This window comes from Elizabethkingia argenteiflava (assembly GCF_009904105.1).
GTDB classification, from domain to species: domain Bacteria; phylum Bacteroidota; class Bacteroidia; order Flavobacteriales; family Weeksellaceae; genus Elizabethkingia; species Elizabethkingia argenteiflava.
This window is the reverse complement of the sequence record NZ_JAAABJ010000509.1, coordinates 16,943-32,153: the sequence shown is the minus strand read 5'-3', so window position 1 is coordinate 32,153 and position 15,211 is coordinate 16,943. Positions and strand designations below refer to the sequence as shown.

Here is a 15,211-nt window from a genome sequence, read left to right as displayed (position 1 = left end):
TTTTTATTAAAAGGGATAACCAAATGCGAAGTTAAAGGTAGGCTGTAGAGGTTTTATCCTATTAAAGTTCCATCTTTCACCTTCAGGTCGGTTGGGATCGTATATTTTATAAGCCAAATCAAGCCTTAAAGTAACGTAGGCGATATTGAACCGAAATCCGAATCCTGAGCCTATTCCTAATTGTTTATAGAATTTATCAAATTTAAATTCATCGCCAATTCCGGTATTTTTGAGGCTCCAAATATTTCCTGCATCAGTGAAAAGAGCGCCTTCTATCATTTTGGATAGAGGGAAGCGGTATTCGATATTAGAGGTTATCTTAACATTATCTAGCATATAAGAACGCACATTTTTATCGACGAGGATATCAGCCGGTCCCAATCCTCCAAAAGCTAACCAGGCACGAATGTCATTGGATCCTCCATTGAAATAGGATCTCATATAAGGCATCACATGAGAGTTCCCATAAGGAATTCCCACTCCTATGAATTGACGAAATATCAATGAAGTCCGGTTATGGGGGAATATAAAATATTTACGCATATCCACGTCAAATTTTATAAATTGCGAATAGGGAACATCTAAAAATCCTTTTTCAGTTCTTTCACCTGCAATTCCAGAGATAAAACTTTTAAATTTTTTATCTACAAGGCTTAGAAAATTACCTGCTGTCTCAAACTTTAAATTAAAATACGAGGGGTTGCTATAGGCCTTATTTCCTATTTCATTATAGGTGAAATTGTAGATAATAGAACTGATCAGAACATCCTGAGTTTGTCGTTCTTTGTTCAATAAGGATTGTTGAAAATTATTGAAAATAGGATTTTCTTGTGCTGAAATGGAATTTTGAAAGTCGCTATCTCTTATAATCATTCTACTTACATCATCTTCACTAAGTTCTCCAGCATAAAATTGATCGCGTATTCCCCAGTTTTGAGCAAAATAGGCATTAAATATAGAGTTTCTATATTCGTCATCTTTCGGAAATAGGGTATAATATTCACCCTTATTTCGGGTGAAGTTAAGTTGGGTATTAAACAAGGTTAAACGATGTGTGATAATATCATTGATAATAGCATTATAATTAAGTCCTGTATTAAAGCTAATTCTGCCCAATCCAATATTATTCTGAATAGATGTTCCCAACAGAATGGATGTGGTAGGGGTATATTTTTTGGGTATTTTATAATATTTTACAGGAATTAAGAGGCGAGGGATATTCAAAGCTACCTGAGCGGATAGTTCATAGGCATTAAAATAGCTATTGGGTTTTTTAGCGTTATAGGTGGTACCCATAACCCCAGAAAAGCTGGTGCTAAGGTTTTCAGCGCTTCCGAATATATTACGCGAAGTAAGTTCTACACTGGGTGAAAAGCCTAAGTTGAGAATCTGTGAATAATGGATATCAGTGGCTATTTTGAAGTCGTATTTAGGAAGAGGTATAAGAGAAATTTGGGTAGTGAGAAGGCTATCTTGTTCCTGTTTAATTCTAAAATCATTTATATTAAAATTATTCATTCCAGCCAGATTCCGCTTGGTAAGTTCTATTTCTCGCTGATTATATTGTTCACCTTCCTTTAAAAGAACAGCGTTCCATAGCGCTTTGTTATTATATTTTTTTTCTGGATTGTAAAAGTTAATATTTCTCAGCCTTTCATACTCCTCAGATTTTATACTGTCGAGATTGAGTGGAGTATCCGAAATATACACTTTAACGGCAGATAATTTATTGACCACGTAGGGAGGTTTCATACTATCCCGTTTAAATTCCAGGGTAAGAGGGACCTCTTTTCTGCTTTTTAAAGTATCTGCGGTGAAGAAGAGCTCTTCATTACTATTGTTGAAGTTATAGTAACCCTCGCTTCTCATAATTTCAGTAATACGCGAGACTTCTTTTTCTAATTCTTCCTGATCTAAGATTTTTCCAGTTTTAATAAAGCTTTTATCAAAACTTTTTTCATAAAGCTCCCGAATCGGCTTTTCGGGGATATTATAATAGTAATCTTTAATAAGTGTAGGTTGTTTATGTTCTATTTTATACAGGGCAGTGGCTTTTTTTCTTTTAGTATTTAACTGGTTTTTACCCCATACACGGGTGTCCCAATAGCCTTTGTATACAAAAAATTTTCGAATTCTTTCCGCGCTTTTTTCAGTTGCATCTTGATTGATTATTACCGGTGCTTGGCCGAGATTATGAAAAACCCTGTTCCAAAACATGTTTTTGCCCACCAGGTCTGACTGGTTATATTTTAATGAAAGAGAGTCGCGAAGTTTTTGGGTTCTCATATGGCTAGGGTAAGTCATATACTCATTGAGTATAGTATCCATTTTAGGATTTGCCATATTATAAATCCACAAACCTATAGGTGCCAGAAATAAAGTTTTTTTATTGGGCTTCTGATGCACAAAATCGGGAACTTTATCTTGAAATAATTTGTTATCCTTGTATTTGAACTTATTAGCTGTAAGTAAATAGGAGCCTTCGGGAACTTTTCTAGTCGAACATGCGTACAGTAATAAAAATACAATTGCAGTTGCCGAAAATAAATAATATTTTTGAACATATTTTGAAGAATGCTTACCCATCATACCATTAAAACTTTACAATCTTTAGATAAAAAGAAATTCAGACAAAAATACAATTTGTTTTTAGTTGAAGGTAATAAAATTATTAGAGAGTTAATCCAATCGGCCTTTAAGATACAAGCGATTTATTCCCTTAATCCTGAGGAGTTTAATGTTTATGATATTGAAATACATGCTGTTACCGAAGTAGAATTAAAAAAAATAAGTTTCCTCCAACACCCTAAAGATTCAGTAGCTGTTTGTGTGCCGCTTTCTCAGTCTTTAGATTCAAAGCCTAAAATAAGACTGGTATTGGATGGTATTCAGGATCCTGGGAATATGGGGACGATTATTCGACTGGCTGATTGGTTTGGAATAGAAGAAATCGTCTGTAGCCAGGATACGGTAGATTTTTACAATCCCAAAGTCATCCAAGCGTCTATGGGATCTTTTTCCAGAGTTAAGATTGTCTATACAGATCTCTCAAAATTTTTGAGCGATAAGGATATCCCCAATTATATGACCGATATGGATGGGGATAACCTTTTTAGTACTGATTTTCCATCCGTTTTTAATTTAGTTTTAGGAAATGAAGGAAATGGAATTCGCCCTTTGACAGAAACTTTTGCCTATAGAAAGATTAGTATTCCACGTTTTGGCCACCAAAAAAATACTGAAAGTTTGAATGTTGCGATGGCTACGGGTATAATATTGGGGCAAATTTTTGCATCAAGAGAAAACTAGCCTTTTTTATAGGTTGTTTTTTTGCTTCTCTTTTTCTTGCCATTCCTCTATCATAGAGGAAACTTTCCTTAGCAAAATGGGAGCCCCATACACGATGAGAATTCCTAAAACCTTTTTTTTCCAATTACTATGATTAAGATTTTTTTTTGCTAAATTCAATACAAAGGCTAAAGAACTAAAATGTAATGCGTTTTCTATCGCTGAATTGTTTGCGTTTTTTTTGTTGAGCAGCCTTCCTGTTCGATCCTTATTTTCTTCTGAATGGTATAGAGGAGACTTCTCTTTTATAAATTGATCCGTGGCGCCATTTGTCAATACGCTTAATGATTTTTTGATGTTTTCAAAGCGCAATATTTTTTCCATGTCTTTGACTTCTTCTTTTACTATATCTTTTTTCTTTATCAATTCTGCAAGACTATTGTATCGTGTGCCCATTTTTAATTGTTAAAATATTTTAGAATAAGATTGGTAAACTCTTTTTTTAATTTTTTTTTGAAAATTATCATTAGGATAATTATGAATAAATAGAACCCAGATACACTTAGGAATCCATAAGAAATATTTTGCAGGATATCTCCGAGCCATAAGGATATGCCCACACTCAGCAAACCTATAAAAAAGGTGAGCATCGCCAGTAGAAGGATAGAAAAAGTAATGGCTCCTGCTGAAGTAAGTGTTTTTTCAACCACTTCTAATTTAAAGAGATCCATCTTTTTCTTTAGATAGTCCGAAATAATGCTAAACATAGGTTTTGTTTTTATGTCGAGGATAATAAAAAAAAGGGGCACGCTTTGGTCCCCTTATATATTTTGAGCTATTTAAGGCTGTCGAGTTCAGATTCAATATCCTTTACTACTTTTTTTGCCTTCTCTGCAGCCTGGTCCTTATATTTGTCAAAGCCCTCCTTCACGCTATCAGACACTTTACCGTAGGTATCTTTTGCTTGGGAAGCGAAGACACTGTATTGGTCTTTTACTCTTTCGCTCACATCACCACATTTTTCTTTAGCCAGATCTTTAAGATCGTTCGCTTTAGCTTTTAATTTTTTGCGCGTAGCTTTTCCTTCCTCTGGAGCATAGAGCATTCCCACAATTACTCCAGCGGCTGCACCTGCTAATAGGCCAGCCAATATTCCTGCGTTATTCTTTCCTTTTGCCATTTTATTTTTTTTTAGAATTAATATTTTGCTGTATAATTTAAATAATACATATAAATGTTTATAACAATTAATATACCAAAAATAATAGTTTTACATTAAATATTTATTAAATCAGAATATACAGTGATAAGGTAATATCGTTGTATAAAGTTAAGAAAATTATTTGAGATAGGACAATATGAGCGCGATGGTTTGTTTTTTATCCAGGTGGGTGTTATCAATCAGAATAGCATCTGGAGCCTGCTTAAGTGGAGATATAGGGCGTTCGCTATCTATTTTGTCCCGCATGAGTAGATTTCGCTTTACCTCTTCTAAATCGGCTTCTATTCCGTTTTCTTTTAGTTCTTTATATCTTCTCAATGCGCGCTCTTGGGGACTGGCCGTAAGAAAAAATTTGTAATCAGCCTGCGGTAAAACCACAGTTCCAATATCTCTCCCATCCATTACAATTCCCCCATTTTTTGCTATTTGTCTCTGAATACAGAGTAAAAAATTTCTTATTTCAGGTTGCTTGGCTACCTCACTCACATATTCTGCTACTTTTGGAGCTCTTATTTCAGGGTCGATATTGGTATCATTTAAAAAAAGGCTAAGATGACCCTTAATTGATTTGAACTCTAATTTTATATCCGACAGATGATGTATTAATTGAGGAATATTGATGGTGTTGCCCTCCAAGAAATGTTGGAGAGCGTATACTGTAATCCCCCGGTAAAGGGCACCCGTATCCATATGGATAACACCCAGTTTTTGTGCGATGATTTTGGAAATTGAACTCTTTCCAGTAGAGGAGAAGCCATCTATCGCGATTAAAGGTTTCTTCTTCATGAATAGACTTTGAGATTGAAATGAACAGCGGTCTTCGATGCTTTATTATTTTATGCAAAAATAATTTATTTTGAGCTTTGTCAAATAAATTATTTTGGTTATTACATTTCATGATATTTGCTTAAATTTGTTTCCGAAAAAAAAAAGATGAAATATAAACGAATCCTCCTAAAGTTAAGTGGCGAAGCTCTTATGGGAAATCAAGAGTATGGCATTGATAGCCAAAGACTTCATGATTATGCGATAGAAATTAAAAAAGTAGTAGAATTAGGATGTGAAGTAGCAGTTGTAATAGGAGGAGGAAACATTTTTAGGGGAGTATCGGGCGCGGCTGCTGGTATGGATAGAGTGCAAGGCGATTATATGGGTATGCTGGCAACCGTAATTAATGGAATGGCTTTACAAGGAGCATTAGAAGATCTTGATATTAAAACACGCCTCCAGTCGGCTATTGAAATGGATAAAGTAGCAGAGCCTTTTATTAAGAGAAGAGCGGTACGGCATTTGGAGAAAGGAAGGGTGGTTATTTTTGGTGCCGGTACTGGCAATCCCTATTTCACTACAGATACGGCTGCCACTTTACGCGCTATTGAAATCAATGCAGATGTTATTCTTAAAGGAACCCGCGTGGATGGTATCTACGATAAGGATCCGGAGAAAAATGAAAATGCTGTAAAATTTGAGAATTTAAGTTTTGAAGAAGTATTTGCTAAAAACTTAAAAGTGATGGATATGACAGCTTTTACCTTAAGTCACGAAAATAAATTACCCATTATAGTGTTTGATATGAATAAGGAAGGGAATCTTATCCGCCTCATACAGGGAGAAAATGTGGGAACCTTAGTTAATTAAAAAATAGTATAAGTAAAAAATAATTAACATAAATTGATAAATATACAATGGAAGAATTAGAACTCATCCTAGCATCTGTAAAGCAGGAAATGGATGCTGCAATAAAGCATTTGGAGTATGCCTTTCAGAAAATTAGAGCGGGCAGAGCTTCTACAACGATGGTTCAGGATGTTATGGTAGAGTATTATGGGGTCCCTACTCCGATTAACCAAGTAGCCAATGTTTCCATTCCAGATGCGATGACCATTGCCATCCAACCTTGGGATAAAACGGCTATTAATGCCATAGAAAAGGGTATTATTGTTTCTAATTTAGGTTTTGCGCCTTCAAATAATGGAGAGATGATTATTCTGAATGTACCTCCTTTAACCGAGGAACGAAGAAGAGAATTGGTAAAACAAGCGAAAGTAGAAACGGAGGCTACCAAAGTTACGGTTCGCAATGCTCGCCAGGACGGTAATAAGGAATTGAAGCGGTTAGAATCTGTATCCGAAGATATTATCAAAAGTACAGAAGCACAAATACAAGAGCTGACGGATCTTTATATTAAAAAGTCAGACGAGCAATTTAAGATAAAAGAAGCGGAGATCATGAAAGTATAATGTTGATCTGATTATTTAATCTACCTCATACAAGATCTTCCGGTGGAAGGTCTTTTTTTATAATTTATATTTTTATAACCGTCGACATAAAATAGCTTACAAGCAGGTGTTTTGGTATAGCTGAAAACTTTGTCACTAAAAGAGTTTTATATAACAGCTCTATGCCTTTAACAAAAATATTACATTCGCTCATAAAATAAGGCCCAAATCGTTGAATTATTTTATATTCTGTTTTGTATTAGCTTTGTAAATTGTTTGTTTTACATAAGCAACAGAAAAAATAAGGTTATTATTTAATAATATAAGCTTAAAATATCAATGCAAATTTCAAAATACTTTCCAGAGAATGCGATTGATGCAGAGAACAATATCGGACTTTTTTATACCTTATTTACGCCCCAGCATAGTGAGGTGGTGGCAACACTTCTTATCTTGCATGGCATGCAGGAGCACAGTGGTCGGTATACGGAATTCGCAAAGTATATGGTAGATGAGGGATTGGCGGTAATTACCTATGATCATAGAGGACATGGCAGGACGGCAAAAAAACAGAGCGATTTGGGTTTCTTTAAAAAAACAAAAGCTGAGCAGAAGCTTATTGATGATGCAGAAGCGATGGGCGGAGAATTGGAGCGGCTATATCCCAATGTTCCCCATTTCGTCTTAGGGCATTCCATGGGGTCTTTTATCATGCGTTGCCTTTTGCAGCAGGCCTCTCACCGATTTAAAGGAGGAATTATGGTCGGAACGGGTAGAAGGGTTAAGGGGGCAAAAGTAGGCCTGTTTTTATTTTCGCTTTTAAACAGAATACTGCCGAGGTATCGTAGTCGCTGCATAAATAAATTTTTTAGTTGGCAAAATAATAAGTATTTTAAACATGAGCCTAATGAACGAGGAACGAATTGGCTAAGTGTTGACCGTTCCAATCGGCAGGCTTTCCTACAAGACCGTTTATGTGGAATAGATTTTACGCATAATGCTTTTTATACTTTAATTGCTTTACATATTAGGGCTACCAAAATCGATTGGGCTCAAAAGATTCCTAAAGCTTTTTCTCTTTTTTTTGTGAGTGGAGAGCAGGACCCTATTGGGCATTTTGGAAGTGGTATTAGGGAAAGCTTATCCGATCTAAAGCAAGAAGGTTTTCAAGATGTTCAGATGAAGTTGTATTCAGGGATGCGACATGAAATATTAAACGAATCGATTAAAGAAGAAGTATATCATGAGATTAGAAATTGGGTATTTCAATATATTTAATTAACCATAAATCCACATATACTAAGTCGCTGCTATTTGGGGTAAAAATATTTTTAATAAAAAATTAAATAGAGATGGGGTTTATTTTTATCTGAGAAATAAAAATGCCTGCGATTCATTACAATCGTAGACAAGCTTATAAATCTGATTCAATTTTTATTAAGGCAAAGTTGAAAGATTAATATTGGGGGCTTTGCTAGGGGGTACTATTGAAAAACTTGTGTTCGGGGGTACAATCGTATTAAAGAATCCACCGTTTTGCAAGAAAAAGCTGTTGCCCGTTATACCTCCAATAGCATCGATTCGCTGTTGATCATTATAAGTGTTGTCAACCGTGAAATAGGCAGATGCAATAGGGATCCATTGCCCCGAAGTGGTTCTCACCCATTGGTTTTTATACTCTACTTTTCTTCCTAAGTAGCCATTTTCGGCGTTAAAATTTTCCAGAAAACTATGAAATCTTGTCAAATAGGTATTGGTTTTTGGCCTTTTCCAACTAGCGATGAGCTTCCATTGTGGAGTGTTAGGAGGAAGAAACCAAGCTGTGTAGTTCGTGTTTCCGTTTCCTTCGGGTTCTCCTTTGAGTAAAAATTTGTAAGTCTCTCCGGCGATCCAGTTATAGGGATAATAGCTTTGACCCCCTGCTCCTTCATTACCAAATACTCCTGTTACAACATTGCTTCCCGCTCTATTGAGTTTTATTTGTTGACCTGGCGGTATTTTTTTTGGATCGTTGGTAGAAAAAGGACTCCATACAGAGAATATAATTTTTCTCTCACTAGCAGAATTCACCTGCATGCCAAAATAACCTTCACCAAAACCATTAACCATAAAGTAAGAGCCTATATTATCTTGACCTATAGGTACTTTCACTTCATTATAATAGTAGCTAATATTATCATTTGTTGGTATAGTATAGTATAAGTGACAGGAAGGTCCGCGGCGCGACCAATAGTAATAAGATGCAGTATCGCTGAAAATATTCTTTCCCGTAGCTGCTGTGCCGCTAAAGCTAATATCGGATACATTCGCAAAAAAGCGATCTGTTTTGGAGAGTCCTTGCAGATCGACTTGTACATATCCCGGTGAGGAAATATTAAAGCTTTTTACTGTATAATTTTTATAATTAGAACCCGATAATCGGATGCTTTGTGAGACATTTCCCACACTTACTTTTATCACACTACTCCCATTGGGTACGGCGGCACGTAAACCTATGTTTAAACTGCCAGAATTGCTTACCCTGAAATAAGTACTAATCACGGTGCCGGTGCTGCTCCAGTTTTCTAATTGGGTATCGGTGATGAATGCATTAGAACTGGAGTTTCTTCGGGTTATAAATGAATTTCCAGCGAGGGGTACATAAGATAAAGTATTGGCTGGTCCTGCAGTTTGTTGTGCTGATGGCGAGGATGTCGTGTTTGACGTTATATTGCTTTCTCTACAGGAATGCAAAGCCAAAAAAGCTATACCTCCCAAAAGTAAAGCGCTTAATACATTTGATTTCATAATCTATTTGTGTTTTGAGTTATGGGATACTAATTTACGTATAAATAGAATAAAAAAGCCACATAAAGGGGTGAGTATAGTAGAATATAAATAATAAGTAGTTATTTTGCAAGTTTTAATTCATGTAGGAAATATACTTTAAATAAAGTTTATATATAATGGTAAAGTATTATTTAAGGATTTGGGTAAGGGGCTAATATTTATACCTTTTTCTTATAATTTAGAAGATATATGGATAGATTAACCGTTATATTTTCAGTAAATTGTATAAAAATTTTATACAGTGTTTCTTTTTTTAAAGTGTTGTAAATAAGTTTAAAAATTAATATTTATTAATGTATTAAGCCAAAAGCGGATAGCAAATAAGAAAATTATACAATGAGATTAATAAACTATTTTTTCAAGTAATATTAAAAAGGATAATATGGTAAAAGAAAGATATCGAAAGATGATTTTCATTTCCTTACTATGTGGAGGAGGTTTTGTCCAGGGACATTCTACGGATTCTATTGTTATTCCAGCAAAAGACTCTCTGTCTATAGTACATTCGAAAAGGGAAGAGGTGAAATATCCTCAATTTCAAATTAAAGGACTTTTTCAAGCCCGCTATATGGTGCAGACCCGTCAGGATGTGGATGTAAATGGTATGCACCATAGTGATCATACTGGCGCAAGCAATAATTTTATGATTAAGTATATGCGGGTGCAAATGAGAACACAAATTAGCAAACGGACCGAAGTGGTAGCCTTAGCTAACTTTGCGGATTTTAAAAATGATCCTAAAGGGAAAGTATTGGAAAACGCATTTCTTAAGTATACGTTTAATCCGAAAATAGCGGTTACAGTAGGGCAGTTTCGTCCGTGGTTTGGTATAGAGGAAACCTATCCCGTTGATGTGATTAAATCTTTGGATTGGTCTAATCAGTATACCGAATTTGGTAAATTGGGGTGGACCAGTTTTCAAATAGGCGCTTCGGTAGGTGGAAAACTTCAGCTTGGAAAACTGCCTTTTCAATATGCGGTTTCTCTCGTCAATGGAAATGGAAAAAACCAGTTGAGTGATAACGAGAGTGGGAAACATTATTCTACCCGCTTATTATTGGGGCTCGCCCCCAAATATCATCTGAATTTAGGATTAAATGCCGGTGTCGGGGAGGTTTTCAGTAGAAAAATATACGCGTTAGGTGCTGATATTAGTGGAGAAGTCCAATTAAATCCACGCTGGAGTGTAGATATGCAATTAGAAGCCAAGCAGGCGACCAATCATGTATTATACTACTCTTTAGCAGAGTCATTAAGAACAAATAATCTCGATGATTATTTGATACGCGGAATTTATTTTTTACCCCACCTCCGATATAATATCCATTATCATAATTTAAGTGCATTAGAGCTTTCATGTCGTTACGAGTATTTGGATACCAATTTTCGACTAAACTCGAATCCTCGATATACCATAACGCCTATGTTTGGGTTGGAGTTTTTAAAAAATTATGGGGGTAGAATTCAGTTCGGAATGCAACTGGATCGCTATAAGAAACAATTAGAGAATACCACTCAGTATAATAATAATTTGTTTATTGTACAAGTACAGAGCAGTTTCTAATTTATTTTAATAGAAGCGTATAATTTAAATCAGTAATAAATATAAAAAAAATAATGAAAGAGATTAATATTCGAAGCGTCTTCATCACCTTTACAGTAGCCTTGGTCATTTGGTTTATTCCAGCACCACAAGGGGTAGCGGCCGAAGCTTGGCATTTGTTTGCTATTTTCGCGGCTACGATCTTAGGGATAATATTAAAAGCTGCCCCTATGGGTACAATGTGTATGATGGCGATAGGTTTTACAGCGGCTACGCAAGTTTTGGCACCCGGAGATGTGAGTAAATCAATTACAAAATCGTTAAGTGGCTTTGGAGATAAGGTAATTTGGCTTATTGGAATTTCTTTTTTTATTGCCCGAGGCTTTATCAAAACGGGACTCGGTAATCGGATTGCCTTTCTATTTATAAAGGTTTTTGGGAAGAGTTCGTTGGGATTGGCTTATGGTTTGGGATTAGCAGATATTTGCTTGGCTCCTGCTATCCCTAGTAATACGGCTAGAGGGGGTGGAATTATCTATCCGATTATGAAATCTATGGCCATTAGTTTTGGATCCGTTCCGGAAAAGCCCGAAACGCATAGAAAATTAGCATCTTATCTTACACTTAATAGTTACTACATGAACCTTATTGCTTCGTCAATGTTTTTAACAGGTACAGCCAGTAATCCTATGTGTCAGAAGTTTGCTGCGGATATGGGGATTAATATTACATGGATGTCGTGGGCAGTAGCCGGATTTGTACCCGGATTAGTGGCTTTTCTAGCGGTACCTTTTGTTTTATATAAACTCTATCCACCTGAGCTTAAAAAAACAAGTGATGCTCCAAAAATGGCAGCTCAGAAATTGAAGGAAATGGGCGCAATATCCCGCCATGAATGGATGATGCTATTGGCTTTCTTTATTTTGTTGGTGTTATGGATCTTTGGGGGCGTACTTTCTATAGATGCTACTACTACGGCTTTTATAGGTTTAACCTTACTTTTATTGACTTCTGTACTCACCTGGGAAGATGTAAAGTCTGAGAAAGGAGCCTGGGACACTGTTATTTGGTTTGCTGTATTGGTGATGATGGCAGGCTCGCTTAATGAATTAGGGTTTATCGGATGGTTTAGTGATCTGATCAAAGCTAATATAGGAGGATTAAGCTGGCAGTTGGCATTTCCTGTTATAATCTTGGTGTATTTCTTTAGCCACTACATCTTTGCGAGCGCTACGGCACATGTTGCTGCGATGTATGCTGCTTTACTGGGAGTAGGGCTTTCTCTGGGAATACCGCCTATGTTGTTGGCAATGATGCTCGGTTTTATAGGTTCTATTTATGGAGTACTTACCCATTATGGACATGGTCCCGCACCTGTATATTTCGGCAGTGGTTATGTGGACCTTAAATCTTGGTGGGTTCGCGGTTTTCAGATTGGGATAGTTTTACTCTTTATCTATATGGTAATAGGGGTAGTATGGATGAAAATATTGGGATATTATTAATCAATATATAATCATGTTAACAACGCTTTCAAGAAAAATTCTGATGTGCCTTACAGGGCTCTTTCTAAGTTTTTTTCTACTCATTCATTTCCTGGGAAATCTACAACTATTCCTTCCTCAGGAGCAGGGACATTTACAGTTTAATGCTTACTCGCATTTTTTGTCTGGAAATATTGTAATAAAAATGGTTTCATTGGTGTTGTACATCAGTATTCTTTTACATGCGATAGATGGTTTGGTAATTACACTTAAAAATAGAAAAGCCGGAGGAAAATACCAGACAGATGGAAGAGATAGATCAAGTAAATGGTATTCCCGAAATATGGGAGCATTGGGAGCATTTATTCTAATATTTTTAGTGATACATTTCCAGAATTTCTGGTATGTGTATAAGTTCGGTAGCCTTCCCTTGGATAAATCCGGAAATAAAGATCTTTATCTATTAGTGGTTACCGTTTTTAAAGAGTGGTGGTATGTAGTGATCTATGTATTCTCTATGGTGATCTTATGTTACCATCTTATTCATGGTGTACATAGTGCCGTAAGAACATTGGGGTTGTTTCATCCTAAATATGTAAAATGGTTTAAAGTAGCCGGGATTTCTTACTCCATCATCATCAGTTCTGGCTTTGCTTTAATGCCTATATACTTATTTTACAAGCTTAATTAAAAAGGAATGATTTTAAATTCTAAAATTCCAGAAGGCCCCTTACAAGAAAAATGGAATAACTATAAAAAAACGGCCAAATTGGTAAATCCTGCCAATAGAAAGAAATTAGATGTTATTGTAGTGGGTACAGGTTTAGCAGGGAGCTCAATAGCGGCTTCTCTGGGAGAAATGGGCTACAATGTAAAAGCATTTTGTTTTCAGGATAGCCCTCGCCGTGCCCACTCTGTAGCAGCACAAGGAGGTGTAAATGCAGCTAAAAATTATAAAAATGATGGAGACAGTGTCTATCGTATGTTTGTAGATACACTGAAAGGGGGTGATTTTAGAGCGAGGGAAGCCAATGTATACCGATTGGCAGAATGTTCTCTTAGTCTCATAGATCAGGCGGTGGCTCAAGGGGTGCCTTTTGGCCGTGAATATGGGGGATACTTGGACAATCGTTCCTTTGGTGGTGTGCAGGTAAGCAGGACTTTTTATTCCCGAGGACAAACAGGACAGCAATTATTACTAGGAGCTTACCAGGCTTTAATGCGCCAGGTAGGTAAGAAGACTGTAAGTCTGTTTTCGCGACACGAAATGCTAGATCTGGTAGTAATAGAGGGGAAAGCGCGAGGGATTATCGTTCGTAATTTGGATACCGGAGCTATTGAACGTCATGCCGCTCATGCAGTGGTGTTGGCTACCGGAGGTTATGGGAAGATTTATTACCTCTCTACATTGGCAATGGGCTGTAATGGATCGGCTATCTGGAGGGCTCATAAAAAAGGTGCTATGATGGCCTCTCCCAGCTGGATTCAAATTCATCCGACCTCTTTACCGCAGTCTGGTGATTATCAGTCGAAACTCACGCTTATGTCGGAATCGCTAAGGAATGATGGGCGTATATGGGTTCCCCTGAAAAAAGGCGATATACGTAAGCCCAACGATATACCAGAAGAAGAAAGAGATTACTATTTGGAGCGCAAATATCCTGCATTTGGAAATTTAGCGCCCAGGGATATATCGTCTAGAGCTGCAAAGGAAAGAATTGATGCGGGATTTGGTATAGGTCCATTGAAAAATGCAGTATATCTTGATTTTTCTAAAGCTATAGGGGAACAGGGGCAGCAGAAAATAAAAGAAAAATACGGTAACTTATTCGACATGTATCTTAAAATAACGGGATATAATGCTTATAAGGAACCGATGATGATTTCGCCTTCTGCCCATTTTTCTATGGGTGGCTTGTGGGTTGACTATGAGTTGATGACTACGCTTAAGGGGCTCTTTGCTTTGGGAGAAGCTAATTTTGCAGACCATGGTGCTAATAGATTGGGTGCTAATTCGTTACTTCAAGCCTCCGTGGACGGATATTTTATAGCGCCATATACCCTGGCCAATTATCTTTCTGAAGAAATACACACCGGAAAAATATCAGTCCAGCATTTAGCTTTTGAAAAGGCGGAGGCAGCAGTGAAGGCTCAAATACAAAGACTTTTAGATATAAAAGGACATAAGACGGTGGATTATTACCATAAAACTTTAGGAAAGTTATTGTACGACTACTGTGGGTTGGCCAGAAATGAAAGCGGATTGAAATATGCAATTGGAGAAATCAGCAAACTGAAGGCCTCGTTTTATAAAAATGTAAGGATTCCTGGAACCGGAGAACAAATGAATGCGGAGTTAGAAAAAGCAGGCAGGCTTGCCGATTATTTTGAAATAGGAACTCTAATGTGTTACGACGCTCTGACGCGTCGGGAATCTTGTGGCGCTCATTTTCGAGAGGAATACCAGACTCCAGAGGGTGAAGCTATGCGAAATGATGCTGATTTTCAGTTTATATCTGTTTGGAAATGGACAGGCGAAAACCAAGTTCCGGAGTTTATAAAAGAAACCTTAAACTTTGAAGAAATACAGCCTATTTTAAGGAGTTACAAATAATCTTAATCTTAT

14 protein-coding genes are annotated in these 15,211 nt (G+C 36.6%); 8 read left to right on the top strand and 6 right to left on the bottom strand.

Features of this window, described 5'->3' with window-relative positions:
- Window positions 1–6: 6 nt before the first annotated feature.
- Entirely contained in the window at window positions 7–2,586 is a 2,580-nt protein-coding gene (gene tamL, locus GNY06_RS07090) for a translocation and assembly module lipoprotein TamL (RefSeq protein WP_166519483.1), read from the bottom strand.
- On the opposite strand from tamL, the gene GNY06_RS07085 reads away from it, so the two are divergent.
- Window positions 2,575–3,309: a TrmH family RNA methyltransferase gene (locus GNY06_RS07085; protein WP_166519421.1), complete on the top strand. Its 735-nt coding sequence runs from the start codon at window positions 2,575–2,577 to the stop codon at window positions 3,307–3,309. The two genes, tamL and GNY06_RS07085, sit on opposite strands and share 12 nt — an antisense overlap.
- A 6-nt stretch (window positions 3,310–3,315) precedes the next feature.
- Here GNY06_RS07085 and GNY06_RS07080 read toward each other — a convergent pair whose 3' ends face one another.
- The 4 genes from GNY06_RS07080 to cmk all read right to left on the bottom strand — a co-directional run bounded on the left by GNY06_RS07080 (window position 3,316) and on the right by cmk (window position 5,296).
- Window positions 3,316–3,744, bottom strand: coding sequence for a hypothetical protein (locus GNY06_RS07080; protein WP_166519420.1), 429 nt, complete (start codon window positions 3,742–3,744; stop codon window positions 3,316–3,318).
- Window positions 3,745–3,746: 2 nt separating this feature from the next.
- Entirely contained in the window at window positions 3,747–4,055 is a 309-nt protein-coding gene (locus GNY06_RS07075; protein WP_166519419.1) for a phage holin family protein, read from the bottom strand.
- 68 nt (window positions 4,056–4,123) lie between these two features.
- Complete coding sequence (locus GNY06_RS07070; protein ID WP_166519418.1) at window positions 4,124–4,468, bottom strand: YtxH domain-containing protein; 345 nt, start codon at window positions 4,466–4,468, stop codon at window positions 4,124–4,126.
- A 159-nt stretch (window positions 4,469–4,627) separates the two neighbouring features.
- A complete protein-coding gene (cmk, locus tag GNY06_RS07065; protein ID WP_166519417.1) occupies window positions 4,628–5,296 on the bottom strand; it encodes a (d)CMP kinase in 669 nt (222 codons plus the stop codon).
- 147 nt (window positions 5,297–5,443) lie between these two features.
- Between cmk and pyrH the strand changes: the two genes are divergently transcribed.
- The 3 genes from pyrH (at window position 5,444) to GNY06_RS07050 (ending at window position 8,007) form a co-directional block, all read left to right on the top strand.
- The gene (pyrH, locus tag GNY06_RS07060; protein WP_166519416.1) at window positions 5,444–6,148 is read left to right on the top strand and encodes a UMP kinase; all 705 of its coding nucleotides are present in this window, start codon (window positions 5,444–5,446) and stop codon (window positions 6,146–6,148) included.
- A 47-nt stretch (window positions 6,149–6,195) separates the two neighbouring features.
- Window positions 6,196–6,750: a ribosome recycling factor gene (frr, locus tag GNY06_RS07055; RefSeq protein ID WP_166519415.1), complete on the top strand. Its 555-nt coding sequence runs from the start codon at window positions 6,196–6,198 to the stop codon at window positions 6,748–6,750.
- A gap of 318 nt (window positions 6,751–7,068) precedes the next feature.
- Window positions 7,069–8,007 (top strand): alpha/beta fold hydrolase, encoded by a 939-nt coding sequence (locus GNY06_RS07050; protein WP_166519414.1) that lies wholly within the window; start codon window positions 7,069–7,071, stop codon window positions 8,005–8,007.
- A gap of 159 nt (window positions 8,008–8,166) precedes the next feature.
- Here the strand turns inward: GNY06_RS07050 and GNY06_RS07045 are convergent, their stop codons facing one another.
- The gene (locus GNY06_RS07045) at window positions 8,167–9,516 is read right to left on the bottom strand and encodes a DUF3472 domain-containing protein (RefSeq protein WP_166519413.1); all 1,350 of its coding nucleotides are present in this window, start codon (window positions 9,514–9,516) and stop codon (window positions 8,167–8,169) included.
- A gap of 424 nt (window positions 9,517–9,940) precedes the next feature.
- Between GNY06_RS07045 and GNY06_RS07040 the strand changes: the two genes are divergently transcribed.
- Genes GNY06_RS07040 through GNY06_RS07025 form a run of 4 tightly spaced genes read left to right on the top strand, consistent with a single transcriptional unit; the run spans window position 9,941 to window position 15,199 of the window.
- Window positions 9,941–11,122, top strand: coding sequence for a porin (locus tag GNY06_RS07040; protein WP_166519412.1), 1,182 nt, complete (start codon window positions 9,941–9,943; stop codon window positions 11,120–11,122).
- A 53-nt stretch (window positions 11,123–11,175) separates the two neighbouring features.
- Window positions 11,176–12,606 (top strand): anion permease, encoded by a 1,431-nt coding sequence (locus GNY06_RS07035; RefSeq protein ID WP_166519411.1) that lies wholly within the window; start codon window positions 11,176–11,178, stop codon window positions 12,604–12,606.
- Between the two features lie 13 nt (window positions 12,607–12,619).
- Window positions 12,620–13,276 carry a succinate dehydrogenase cytochrome b subunit gene (locus GNY06_RS07030; RefSeq protein WP_166519410.1) on the top strand — a complete coding sequence of 219 codons (657 nt, stop codon included), beginning with the start codon at window positions 12,620–12,622 and terminating at the stop codon, window positions 13,274–13,276.
- 6 nt (window positions 13,277–13,282) lie between these two features.
- Complete coding sequence (locus tag GNY06_RS07025; RefSeq protein ID WP_166519409.1) at window positions 13,283–15,199, top strand: fumarate reductase/succinate dehydrogenase flavoprotein subunit; 1,917 nt, start codon at window positions 13,283–13,285, stop codon at window positions 15,197–15,199.
- Window positions 15,200–15,211 lie beyond the last annotated feature (12 nt).

Excerpts from the sequence above, each read along its gene's own strand:
- GNY06_RS07080 (WP_166519420.1), bottom strand. The coding sequence starts at position 3,744 with ATGGGCACACGATACAATAGTCTTGCAGAATTGATAAAGAAAAAAGAT.
- tamL (WP_166519483.1), bottom strand. The coding sequence starts at position 2,586 with ATGGGTAAGCATTCTTCAAAATATGTTCAAAAATATTATTTATTTTCG.
- GNY06_RS07050 (WP_166519414.1), top strand. The coding sequence starts at position 7,069 with ATGCAAATTTCAAAATACTTTCCAGAGAATGCGATTGATGCAGAGAAC.
- GNY06_RS07070 (WP_166519418.1), bottom strand. The coding sequence starts at position 4,468 with ATGGCAAAAGGAAAGAATAACGCAGGAATATTGGCTGGCCTATTAGCA.
- frr (WP_166519415.1), top strand. The coding sequence starts at position 6,196 with ATGGAAGAATTAGAACTCATCCTAGCATCTGTAAAGCAGGAAATGGAT.
- GNY06_RS07045 (WP_166519413.1), bottom strand. The coding sequence starts at position 9,516 with ATGAAATCAAATGTATTAAGCGCTTTACTTTTGGGAGGTATAGCTTTT.
- GNY06_RS07075 (WP_166519419.1), bottom strand. The coding sequence starts at position 4,055 with ATGTTTAGCATTATTTCGGACTATCTAAAGAAAAAGATGGATCTCTTT.
- GNY06_RS07025 (WP_166519409.1), top strand. The coding sequence starts at position 13,283 with ATGATTTTAAATTCTAAAATTCCAGAAGGCCCCTTACAAGAAAAATGG.
- cmk (WP_166519417.1), bottom strand. The coding sequence starts at position 5,296 with ATGAAGAAGAAACCTTTAATCGCGATAGATGGCTTCTCCTCTACTGGA.
- GNY06_RS07035 (WP_166519411.1), top strand. The coding sequence starts at position 11,176 with ATGAAAGAGATTAATATTCGAAGCGTCTTCATCACCTTTACAGTAGCC.
- pyrH (WP_166519416.1), top strand. The coding sequence starts at position 5,444 with ATGAAATATAAACGAATCCTCCTAAAGTTAAGTGGCGAAGCTCTTATG.
- GNY06_RS07030 (WP_166519410.1), top strand. The coding sequence starts at position 12,620 with ATGTTAACAACGCTTTCAAGAAAAATTCTGATGTGCCTTACAGGGCTC.
- GNY06_RS07040 (WP_166519412.1), top strand. The coding sequence starts at position 9,941 with ATGGTAAAAGAAAGATATCGAAAGATGATTTTCATTTCCTTACTATGT.
- GNY06_RS07085 (WP_166519421.1), top strand. The coding sequence starts at position 2,575 with ATGCTTACCCATCATACCATTAAAACTTTACAATCTTTAGATAAAAAG.